This is a genomic window from Candidatus Woesearchaeota archaeon (assembly GCA_021734105.1).
Taxonomy (GTDB): Archaea; Nanobdellota; Nanobdellia; order Woesearchaeales; family SKGA01; genus SKGA01.
This window is the reverse complement of the sequence record JAIPJP010000033.1, coordinates 1-8,756: the sequence shown is the minus strand read 5'-3', so window position 1 is coordinate 8,756 and position 8,756 is coordinate 1. Positions and strand designations below refer to the sequence as shown.

The 8,756-nt window shown below is 32.5% G+C and carries 8 protein-coding genes; 3 read left to right on the top strand and 5 right to left on the bottom strand.

Translation table 11 applies throughout. From position 1 onward, the window contains the following. Window positions 1-48: 48 nt before the first annotated feature. Window positions 49-3,786, bottom strand: coding sequence for a PGF-pre-PGF domain-containing protein (locus K9M74_05330; protein MCF7799298.1), 3,738 nt, complete (start codon window positions 3,784-3,786; stop codon window positions 49-51). A 77-nt stretch (window positions 3,787-3,863) separates the two neighbouring features. Between K9M74_05330 and K9M74_05325 the strand changes: the two genes are divergently transcribed. Then, complete coding sequence (locus tag K9M74_05325; GenBank protein ID MCF7799297.1) at window positions 3,864-4,130, top strand: hypothetical protein; 267 nt, start codon at window positions 3,864-3,866, stop codon at window positions 4,128-4,130. Window positions 4,131-4,142: 12 nt separating this feature from the next. On the opposite strand, the gene K9M74_05320 is transcribed toward K9M74_05325, so the two are convergent. The 4 genes from K9M74_05320 to K9M74_05305 form a co-directional block, all read right to left on the bottom strand. After that, window positions 4,143-4,556, bottom strand: coding sequence for a hypothetical protein (locus K9M74_05320; protein MCF7799296.1), 414 nt, complete (start codon window positions 4,554-4,556; stop codon window positions 4,143-4,145). Window position 4,557: 1 nt separating this feature from the next. Next, a complete protein-coding gene (locus K9M74_05315; GenBank protein MCF7799295.1) occupies window positions 4,558-5,598 on the bottom strand; it encodes a tyrosine-type recombinase/integrase in 1,041 nt (346 codons plus the stop codon). A 1-nt stretch (window position 5,599) separates the two neighbouring features. After that, a complete protein-coding gene (locus K9M74_05310) occupies window positions 5,600-6,052 on the bottom strand; it encodes a hypothetical protein (protein MCF7799294.1) in 453 nt (150 codons plus the stop codon). A 538-nt stretch (window positions 6,053-6,590) separates the two neighbouring features. Continuing rightward, window positions 6,591-7,094 carry a hypothetical protein gene (locus tag K9M74_05305; GenBank protein ID MCF7799293.1) on the bottom strand — a complete coding sequence of 168 codons (504 nt, stop codon included), beginning with the start codon at window positions 7,092-7,094 and terminating at the stop codon, window positions 6,591-6,593. 283 nt (window positions 7,095-7,377) lie between these two features. Here K9M74_05305 and K9M74_05300 point away from each other — a divergent pair, with 283 nt between their 5' ends. Next, on the top strand, window positions 7,378-8,043 hold the full coding sequence (locus K9M74_05300; protein MCF7799292.1) for an adenylate/guanylate cyclase domain-containing protein: 666 nt from the start codon (window positions 7,378-7,380) through the stop codon (window positions 8,041-8,043). A gap of 193 nt (window positions 8,044-8,236) precedes the next feature. Further along, window positions 8,237-8,756, top strand: a 520-nt coding sequence (locus tag K9M74_05295; protein ID MCF7799291.1) for a 3'-5' exonuclease, incomplete at its 3' end; no start/stop codon positions are given.

Below are 8,756 nucleotides of genomic sequence, written 5' to 3'. Positions count from 1 at the left end.
GAAGATACTGATCTACGTGTAGAATCAGGTATTTTCGAGCCATTTTCATTATTTTTTTATCTTTTTATTTCTTTTGTGCTTTAGTTTTTTAATTGAAATATACAAAACTACAATAAATAATGCGAAAAGAGGTATGAAATATAAAAGGACAGGTATTTTCTTTTGTGATGTATTCAGAGACTGATTTTGTTCTTGAGTTTCATTAGTTGTGTTTTCTGTTTGTTCTTCCTGGATCATTAACTCTTGTATTGTGCTGTTCTCTTCAGGTGTTGTGTCTTCTGTTATGTCTTCTTTTTCTTCTTCTCCTGTTATTGCAAAGTAGCTGAATCCTGGTGTGTATGCTGTGTATATCGTTGTTTTTGTGTCTGAACTCTTTAGTGTTGTTTCTAATTCAGTCCATGTATTGTTTACATATCTTAGTAAAGTGACTGTGTTTTTGTTGATCTTGTTCGTTTTTATCCAGGTATTGTTGATTGTGAATTCTATTTCTACTCCCTCGATTTCATTATCTTCGATGTTTTTTGGATTAATCTCTAAGAATTGATATGTTTTCTTGTTGATTTTCTTTGTTGTCTGTGGCTCGTTGATGTTTTTTACTTCTATTCCTACGCTTGATTTGTTTTCTTTTGCTGTAAGTCTTATCTTGCTTATGCTAATGTTTTCTCTTGTTATTTCGAAGTCTGTTGAGTTTCCTGCATGGATGTTGTGCATATACTTTGTTTGTGCGTTTTGATCAACAGCTGGAATGTATCCTCCACTGCTTGATGAACTACTTCCTCCTGATGATCCCTCATTATTGTCTGGTGGTGCTGTGTATGTCAATGATTGATTTGCATGATTATTGTTTAATGAAAGGTTCTTGTTTCCTGCTTCATCTATGCTTGTGATTGCAAAATAGTATGTTTTAGAGCTTGTTATAGTGAATGTTGTAATATTGTTTGTTACGTTCTTTAGAAATGTCAGTGTTTCATTGACATAATCTTTGCTTGTGTTGATAGTGTTTGCATACCATACCTGGTACGTTGTGATTGTGTCAGTCATGTTGTCTATGTCTTTTGTGATGTTTTCCCATTGAATAGTTGCTGTATTGCCTGATTGAGCGATTACTATGTTTGATGGATTTTGAGGCTTCACTGTATCATTTGCAGTGATATTATGGCTTTCTGATTTGTTTTGGTAATTGTAGTTTCCTAGTTGATCAACTGCAACTATTGAATACCAATAAGTGATGTTATGCTCTACTTCTGCATCAAAATAGTAGTTGTTTGTAGTGTTTGCAATCCATAAATTGCTTATGATCTCAGAAATGTTTGAAGTGTTTTTGAAGATCAGGTATTTGCTTGCATCATTTACTTCTGACCATGTTATGTTTATGAATCCGTTTGGAGTTGCAGTCAAGTTATTTGCTGTAAATACTGGAGGATTAGGTGCTGTTGTGTCTATGTTAAATATTCTAGTTTCAGAATTATTAGTGTTGCCAAAAGAATCCCAACAAGTTAAATTCCATGAATAGCTACCCTCATTAAATAAATTAGGATGATTAAATATTGTTTGGTTAGTGCTACTTATATTACTTTGATTGACAGTACCATTTATGGAAAGATTGCATTTTAAATCAGTGTCTGAATCAAAAACAGAGAAATTAAATGTAATATTTTGATTGGAAGTATTGTAGTCACTTATTGGATTGTTTAAAGTTATTGATGGATTAGTGCTATCCCCTATTATGACATCTAATATATCTGTTGTTATTGAGTTACCAACAGAATCGTTAGCACTTATTGTAAAGTTTATTGTTGTAAGTTCCATTTCATTAGGGACTACATAACTAAAATTAACTAATGTGTTGTTTAGATTATTGGATGAGTTTGTTATATTTACAATCCCGTTAACATTTAACCAAACTGAATCAATTTCAGTTACTGCTTCAGTAAAATTAGCCCATACATAGATAATATTTCCTACAGAACTAGTGTTTGTGCTTAAATTATGATAATTTAACTGTGGTGGAGATAAGTCTATTGTAAATTGTCTTGTTTCAGAGTTAACAAGATAAGCATCAGCATCCCAACAAGTGTATTTCCATGTGTGAGTTCCTTGATTAAATCCCGAAACAGTAATATTCTTAGGCGTATTGTTATTAAATATTTCATTACTTTGATTGATTATTCCATTAATTGTAAGATTACAATTTACAGAAGAATAAGAGTCGCTTACTATGGTTGCACCAAAATTAATCGAATTATTTGAAGTGTTGTAATCATTCGTTGGGTTGATTAATGTCAAATTTAGAGTATTAAGTATTCTATAAATAGTGAAATTTACAGCCCAATTATCTCCTCTTTCAAAAGCAACATAATCAGTTTCATCATTTGAAGGGTGATCATTAAGTGTTTGCTCGTAGTAAGATACTTTATCAGTTCCATTTTGTTTGCCATGAAACATATTTAGTCCAAAGTTGCTCAAATAATTTCCATCGCTATCTATATAATAAAATTCTAGTTCGTAAAAACCTGAAGGCTCATAATAATCAACACTAATATTCTGACACTTCCACATCTTAATATTTTGTGTGAGATCAGTATCTGCGACACTAAGATATCTACTCATATTGTCATTAATCTTAAAGTGCATAAAACCTTCATCTGAAGCACCATCATCTTTATCCTCGAAATAGGCACATAATTGAATATAGTTTATCTGAGAATCAGTATTATAACTCACAGTATTAGAAGTAGTATTTATTGAAACAATTCCATTAACAAACTCTCTACTATAAACATCTTCATTTATAGAATAGTTAGAGTCTATTGAAGAACCTAAATTAGGATATTTGAAATGATTCCAATCAATCAGGTCTTCAGATTCAACTGAATAATTCTTTTGTGAATAAGAATAAATCAAATTATCTCCAAAAATGACTTTGTTTCTCATATAACAATAATATGCTTTTTCATAATCAATCACATCCCCTAGTGAACTAACAAACAATGTAGCATTATTATTCTTGTAATGATTAGCAATAGCTACATCATTTAAGATGTCTTTGTAAACATAACTTGAACCATCCCAATAACTACAAATATCAGATCTTAACGTATAGTTAGAATAATTATAAAGATTATCAAAACTACTATTTATGTTTAATATAGTGTCTCTTGATTTTGTTATGTGAACATAATTTGTTAAATTATTCAAAAGAGTTGTATTAAACAAACTATCTGTATCATTTAGTTGACCTATCAAATCAAAAAAAATGTTAATATCAGATGATGTATCTGTCCAATTATTAATAATATCTGTCTTGTTTTCAATCCACAAAGTACGATTCCAACCATTAATACTATTATTTATGCCATAATCCCCTATAAAAACATAACCAAAAGTTGTTGTTTTTGAAGACACCGAAGAAATCCAACTTGAATCAGAGTTATTCTTTATTAATGCATAATCATAAACACTCCAATTACCTACTGCTTCTTGATTACTACCACCATACCAAATATAAAAATCAGGATAGTCATAAGATGGATCAGTTAAAATTATCCTTCCATCATCAGGATTAGCAGAACTTGAAACGAAACGAAAAGACGTAGAACTGTTAGAATAAGAAATTGTTTCATCACTTGCAATCACAAACGATAATGATAACAATAATACTAAAAAAGAAGCAGTTAATAATACTCCTGTCTTTATTTTTTGGTTTTTAGGATGTTGGTTACATTCTCTCCCTCCATAAAATTGAGCATCATTTGAATTGTTTGAATTACATTTAGGACATTTCATTAAATACAGCCTCCAATTAACATCATACCACTTAGATGTGGAATCTACATATATAAATCTTACTCCTTCTTTGTGGTATGGCTGGCAGAAGTCCATTAATCATAAAAAAGAAGATATTATCAGTATTAGCAGATAATAAAATTCATACTTATGCAGAACTTGAAAGAAAAGTAAGGAGTAATTGGCTTAGCATTAGACAACACTGCACAGAATTAGAAATCTTTAATTGTGTAATCATTCAAAAAAAGGATTCTCATTTGAAAAACAACAAACCATACTTTGAAATAAACATAACAAAAGAAGGACTAGAAATACTTGAAAAACTAAAAAAAGAAATAAAATAAAAAAAGTACGAGTTAAGAACTCGTATAAACAGAGTACCTTAACTTAACTCCGAGATCCTTGTTACACTTAGGACAAGCAACCTTATCTTCTTCCTCAAGAGTTAAGTCTTCAGCAAAAGACCTGAAATCAACAGGGCATTTATGCACATTACCACAATGAGGGCATTCCAGCTTAAAGACATCTTGACCGCCTTCATAGATCTTTGTAGCATTATGCTCGTTTTCTCCTAATATTATCTCTGATTCTAGCAGAGAGGTCATTATAGAACTATACTTAACGAGTAAGTCTGCTACCTTTTTCTCAGATTCAGTTGCATCTTTGCTTGTTGCTTTATTCACGAACCCACTTACTAGTTCGATGTCTTTTTGTAGTTCTTCTTTTGAGATTTCTACAATCTCTTTTTTTGCTTTGTTTTCGTTTTCCATTTTATTTATTTCCTCCATTTAGTGTTTTACATAGATGCTCGTATGTTACGAGATCTATTTCTCCCATTGCAAGTCTTTTCTGCAATATTGATATAGGAGTGTTATTATTGACAGCCAAAACATTGGCAGTGTTGTTAATGTTGTAATTAGTCTGTTGTACTGGTTTATTTTCATTGAGAATGCTTTCCTTATTGACTAATTTGAGTGGTCTATTGAATGCATCATCTACATACTCTGTTGTTTTCTTATCAGAAATACGTGCGTAGATTAGTGTTGTATCAAGGTCTTTATGACCTAATGATCTTTGAATATTCTCTATTGGAACTCCTTTTTCCAGAAGATATGTTGCATAAGTGTGTCTGAAAGTGTGAAATCTGTATTTATACACAGACTTAACCATTGGCTTATTTTTTCCATGATTCTTTTGTACAAAGCCTTTTTCATACTCTTTTTCAGACAAACCTACTTTTTTGAGTAAAAATCTAAACTGTTCATGGATTGTCTTTGTTCGTATGGGTCTGTTTGGATCTTGCATGCTTGGGATAAACCATTCGCCTCCTTTGATAATATCTAACCATCTTTTTAGTGGGTTGATTGCTACTTGAGGTATGCTAACTACTCGATCTTTCCCATATCCTTGTTTTCCTCTAAGTGGGTTCTTACTGTCTTTTATAGATAATTTTCTTCTGTCTAAATCTACGTCTGTTATTTTAAGATTGCAGACTTCTCTTATTCTTAAGCCACAGAAGAAACCTAACCACATAACAACTGCAAGTTTAGGTCTGTTACAACTTTCAAAAATAAACTGCATTTGTTCAGTTGTAAATACAGAAGGGAGTTTTCCTCTTGCTTTTTTATAAATCTTAATTCGATTAGAAGGGATTAACTCATTTTCTAATGCTCTATCAATAATTATATTGAATAAATCTTCTTCTCCTGGCTTGAGAGAACCTCTTGCAAGTAACCTTTCATAAACTGCTTTTCTCGACATCTTTTCTTCTCTTGTGATGTCTAATATTTCCTTAATGATTTCATGATCCATCTCACAAACCTCCGATTATGTTTATCATTTCGTCCATCATTAACATGCCTTGATTTGATTCTTTGGTTCTTTTCCGGTTAGCAGAAATACTCATAGCTAACTTTACAGGTATTTCTCTATTAGAAAGACGTTCTTTTAGATCAGAGGGTAAACGTGTAGCTAAGAACCATCTGTACGTTGTGGAAGGGTTTAAGTCGTTCTCAATCAAATAGTGATAGATGATCTTTTCGATCTCTGATAATTCTAATTTTGGTCTTTTCTTGATCTCTTCAGGATCATATGTTCTTCTGCCATAGTACAATTTACCTTCGTAATGCTGTCTGCATTTAGACATTGCTTTGATCAACCTGGATCGATCCATTTCTGGTAAAAGCTGGTTCAGATCCTTTTCGATCCTCTGAACTTTATCAAAAATGCTGACAAGTTGCCCTTTATCTCTTATTTTGGATACCATCTTATTTCCTTGTAAGTTCTGCTTGTTTTTATTGCTTGTAATGAGAATGTAATGACATTCTCTATTTTCAGAACTAATCAAGAAAATCTTAGAACCAGAAGCCTGTAAAAACCCCGGAAGCCACACCACAAGCAATTGCAACTATTATTTCCAGAAACATAAAAGCTCTAAAACCCTTATATTAAAAGGTTTTACGGCTTTTAATCCGAAAATTTTACGGCTTTTTTGGAATACATTGTTTGCAGGAGGAAATTATATTGCAAAAAACTAATTATTCGGAATTCATTCCGAATTTTTTCCTAAACTCCTTTTCAGGTAAAACCGCCACGTCCAAACTATCAACTTCAAAGTATATTTTTCGGAATGAATTCCAAATTTTACGCTAATCCTTTGCACAGTGCCAGTAAAAACTCCGGAAGCCACACCACAAGCTATTGCAAATAGATAAGAACATAACCTAGTAAGCAAATCATAAAAACTTATTCATAAAGTCTTCAGAAGAAAATCAAAAAAATTTACAGGAGAATAGAAGAGTGGTCTAGAAGTTATACTGATCAAAAGAATTTAGCGGTTCATCATATATCGCTGCCCAAAGAGCATATGCAAAGTCACGCGGAATATCTTTTGAAAAAATAATTTTATCTCCGTAGCTTTGAGGAACTGATTCTAAAGGATGATTAATAAGATGTCCTCGTCCCCATTTAGATAGCACTTGTTTATCAGAAACCAATTTTCCTACATGAACGGGCGTTTCATTATCCACATACCACACTAAAGATGCATCATTTATGAGCGTTTTAGTCGCTGAATTATAAAAACTTCGCATGAGCTGCGAATTTGAAGAATACTCCTTTCCAAAACACCAGCCAACACAATCCATAGAACTTTTAATTGAATAATTCTGGCAAACATAATCTCTTAATGTATCTTGAATTCGAATATCTTTACTAATAGAAGAAAAGTCCCAAAAGGGTATAGCTATAGAATCAACTATTTCTTGAATTTGTTTTCGCTCTTTTGTTTGAGGATTTGGATAGGACATAATGATTAAAACTCCGATAAGTTATATTATAAACAACATCAATTTTAGAGTTTATAAATGTTTTGTCATTGCACAGTAGTTATGATTGACTCTGTAAAACCTCTATGGTTTTTAGAAGCCAGAACTCTTTGATTTCTGAGCGAACCACGAACAAGTAAAAAGTCTGAAAACAATAAATTTTTGACTTTTAGACGTTGTGAGCAGAAACGAGACCTAAATCCTCAAAAACAATTTTTGTTATCAACAGAAAAAGTTTTTAAAGAGATATATCCTAAAATAGATTATGTCTGCACACGCAAAAAAGACAAAGCAAAGAAAAAAAATACATAAAGCACCCCTAAGTGGCATGCGAAGCATACTTCTCTTAGATATTATTAATTATACAGATAAAATTTATCATCTCAGCATAGCAGCACTTGATGAACTTCACAACCATTTTGATCGACTCATCAAAAGTCTTGTTAAAAAATATGATGGAATTATTATTAACAAAATGGGTGACGCATTTCTCATTAGTTTTGAAGACTCTATGAACGCGGTTCATTGCGCAATGGAAATGCAAGATGCATTTGATATATACAATAAAGAAGCACATGAAGACTTAACTATGCACATAAGAATCTCTATAAATAAAGGATTAGTACTTATTCGAGAGCACGACATCTTAGGAACATCAGTAAATATTGCAGCCCGCATCAATAGTTATGGAGAAGCCGGAGGAGTCATCATCAGTCAAAAAGTTTACGAAGAACTCGATCCCGAAGCATTCCCTATAACCTGTAAAGGAAAGAAAAAACTCAAAGGCGTGGAACACCCCGTGCAACTCTACGCAATAAAAACAACAACCAGCATTCGATTACATAAACAAACACAACAACATCGACTCGTCATTGAAGCAGTCATATTACTAGTATTTATTATCAGCATCCTCGCACTCTTTTTTATGTAAATAATACAATACATACAATCTTTAATCCATGCAATAAAGACCTAAAGAGTGCTTAGCAACAAATCATCATAGAATAAAGAGGTCAACTTTGCTAACGCTTTGCAAATTTTTCTACTTAACAAACTCTTTGTAGACAATAAATAAGAAACTTCTGAGCGACAAATATTTAAATTAGATTATTACAACAAACTATATGCGTAGTGAACCAGCAATTGTTTTGGATATAGAAACCACCGGTCTATCGCCATACGCAAGCAACATCACCGAAATTGCAGCAGTAAAAGTTGCAAACGGCAAACAACTTGATTCTTTTCACACACTGGTTAACCCTGGCGAGCCCATTCCGAAATTCATTACCCGACTCACAGGCATCACAGATGACATGGTCCAGAATGCGCCCCGCATTCAAGAAGTTCTACCAGAGTTAAAAAAATTCTTAGGAAATCACACCATTATTGCACATAACGCGGGATTTGATTATAAATTCATTTCTCATAATATGTACAAACATTATGGTGAAGAACTTACCAACCCAAAATTATGTACAGCAAAACTAGCAAGACGCATTCATAGCACTCTCCCTTCAAAAAGACTCGGTGCACTCTGCGAGTTTCATGGCGTTGTGCACAACAACGCGCACAGAGCAATGGGAGATACACTCGCAACTATAGAAATTTATCACAAGATGCTATATGAACTGGAAAAAGGAAACA